We start from the raw sequence: 2,802 nt of genomic DNA on the forward strand, positions 1-2,802 counted from the left end.
ACCTACCACTTTAATAGTAATGGTTAAAATTAGTTAATCAACAAGCCTGATCTTTTTATTCTAATTAGAAGATGCTGATAGCCATTAGTATCCCCTCATATTTGTTAAGATAATGACTTTTTGTTTCATTAAATGCAAAAAGCTACGCCCATTGCAATTGCACAGGCGTAGCAAAATGTTTAACTAATAATTTTCATCTAAGAATAATCCTGAAGCGCCGAATATAGCTAATAATACAACCCAGAATATGATAACTAATGTAATACTAATGGCAATCCAAATGAGATATGCTTTAGAAAAATTGCTACGCGGATTCTTTTCTCCAAAAGCCCAAATACATAACATAATAAGATTCACAATTGGAATGGCTATAATTAATATTGTGAGTAGCCACGTTCCAACAGAAAGCTGTTGGGACTCGTTCTGCTGTGGTACCGGCTGATCTTGATATTCTATTTCTTTATTTAAATCCATAAAAACTCTCCTTTTATGTAAATTCTTCTCTTCTATATTATTTTCAAACTCTTATATTATACTTGTTTATTTAGAAAAAAGTATATAAATTTAAACATATCAAAATAATCCTTGTTGCATATGCAACAAGGATCTAAATGTCATCTATTTTTCATATATATTTTGTAATGCTTTTTTCATCGGCTCGCGGACATTTACTTTTTCGCGAATAGTCTTTGCTTGTTGCTCAGCTTCTTCCACAGATTTTGCTTGTCCTAGCTCCATGAGAGCGCCAACTGCAACTGTACCTGCACGACCTCCGCCACCACCACAATGAAAAAATACCTTTTTGCCATTATGATAAGCTGATAATACTTCATCAACTGCATGCTGAATAGATGCCTCAACCTGTTCCGCTTCATCTGCAATCGGTGCATGAACTCTATTATAAGTAACCGCTTCTGGCTCTTTCACACGTAAGTCGATGACAACATCAACTTTTTCATTCATAACAGCAGCTTCTACATCTGCTGCTCCTCCGAAGAAAATGCGGCCATTTACTAAAGCTTGATAGTTTTTTTGCATCATCAAACGCCTTCTTTAATAAGTGATTGTATATCTTCATAATTTGGCATTGCTGTAATTGCACCCGCTTTTGTGGCAGCCATTGCACCTAGTTGATTGGCAAAATACACACATTTATAAGCGTCTTCCATCGTTTTTGGCATACCATATAAATGCGTATGTCTTAATATACCTGCCATAAAGGCATCACCGGCACCTGTTGTGTCGACACACGTAATTGAAATCGATGGCACATGTTTTACTTCACCGTCTAATACAACATAAGTACCTTTTGCACCAACTGTGATCATCATTAATGGAATATTGAATTGTGCTAACGCTGCAATCCCCTCTTCTATAGTCGTTGTTTCTGTTAAGAAGAACATTTCTTCATCAGCCAGCTTCAACATACTCACATCTTGCAAGAACGTGTTGATCGTATCTTGACAAGCTTTTGGACTTTCCCAACGTAATGGACGTATATTTGCATCCATCGTAAGCAATACACTATGCTTTTTAGCCAATTTTACTGCTGCACGTGTTGTTTCAAGTGCAATCGGATGAAACATTGTATTTGAACAGAAATTAAAAATCGAAGCACGCTTAAATGCTTCTTCCTGTAAATGTTCAGTCTCTACTTGTAAATCAGGTGTTTCATCAATATAATTCGTAAAAATACGATCATTGCCTTCGGTCAAATGTACATGTACGCCACTTACGCGTTTTTCTGGAACGATTTTGGCATAATTCATATTTACGCCTTCTTTATCTAACTCGTTACGCACGAACTCAGATGTTTCATCATCCCCAGTTACTGTGATCAATGCAGAAGGCGCACCGATGCGACTAATCCCTGCAGCTACATTAACTGTAGCACCACCTAAAAACTTAGTAAACGACGTATTAGTCGTATCATTAGCAATAAAATCTACAAACGCATCTCCATATACGAGAACGAATTCTTTTTTGGACTCTAACATTTACAAACTCCTTCACAAAATATCTTCATTATAGCGTACCATGAAATCCCCTATTGAAAAAGTTTCTTGTGCCTAAATTTCGACACCATCCACCAAATTAAGAAGACCTCCCTACTATCCTTAAGATAATCATAGGCATAACCACTTATAACCAGAAAATAATAAATCTCTTTGCTATACTAGTGTTCAAAGGAGTTTGATAAAAAATGATGATTACTGTAAGAAATGCAAAACTTGCTGACGGCAAATATGTCGTACCACTAATTATTGATGCAATCGGAGACATTGCAAATCGTATGACAGGTGAATCAGAACCAAACGCCATTGTAAGCGAATTAATTCACCTATTTGAACGTACAGACAACCGTCACTCTCACCTCAACACATATGTTGCAGAACAAAATGGTAAAGTAGTTGGCACCCTAGTTCTCTACTCAGGCGACGCCGCAACAAAAATGGACGCAAATCTAGAAGCTTGGTTACAAAAAAAAGGTGCAGAAACACCAAAAGTTGATAAAGAAGCACATGAAGATGAATACTACGTCGACACAGTCTGCATTAATCCCGAATTCCGAGGACAAGGCATTGGAACAATCCTCCTCAAATTCTCAGAACAAGTAGCACGAGAAAAGGGCTACAAAAAACTATCACTAAATGTAGAAAATGAAAAAGAAAAAGCACGCCACCTATACGAACGCATGGGCTTCGTCATCACAGAACCATGGACAATCATAGACGAACCGTTCCATCATATGGTTAAGCCACTTTAATGCTGAAGGCGCTCGTTCAACGGCGACAAGCGTTG

4 protein-coding genes are annotated in these 2,802 nt (G+C 37.3%); 1 reads left to right on the forward strand and 3 read right to left on the reverse strand.

Annotated features, from left to right (window positions below):
* Positions 1-183: 183 nt before the first annotated feature.
* From JFL43_RS22035 to JFL43_RS22045, 3 genes are all read right to left on the reverse strand, one after another.
* A complete protein-coding gene (locus JFL43_RS22035) occupies positions 184-474 on the reverse strand; it encodes a hypothetical protein (RefSeq protein ID WP_200750705.1) in 291 nt (96 codons plus the stop codon).
* Between the two features lie 144 nt (positions 475-618).
* Positions 619-1,041 carry a protein-tyrosine phosphatase family protein gene (locus JFL43_RS22040; protein WP_200750706.1) on the reverse strand — a complete coding sequence of 141 codons (423 nt, stop codon included), beginning with the start codon at positions 1,039-1,041 and terminating at the stop codon, positions 619-621.
* Positions 1,041-1,997 (reverse strand): carbohydrate kinase family protein, encoded by a 957-nt coding sequence (locus JFL43_RS22045; protein ID WP_100795179.1) that lies wholly within the window; start codon positions 1,995-1,997, stop codon positions 1,041-1,043. The genes JFL43_RS22040 and JFL43_RS22045 overlap by 1 nt, the downstream gene beginning before the upstream one ends.
* Positions 1,998-2,203: 206 nt before the next feature.
* On the opposite strand from JFL43_RS22045, the gene JFL43_RS22050 reads away from it, so the two are divergent.
* Entirely contained in the window at positions 2,204-2,767 is a 564-nt protein-coding gene (locus JFL43_RS22050) for a GNAT family N-acetyltransferase (protein ID WP_100795180.1), read from the forward strand.
* Positions 2,768-2,802: the final 35 nt, after the last annotated feature.

The organism is Viridibacillus soli (assembly GCF_016612995.1).
Classification (GTDB): domain Bacteria; phylum Bacillota; class Bacilli; order Bacillales_A; family Planococcaceae; genus Viridibacillus; species Viridibacillus soli.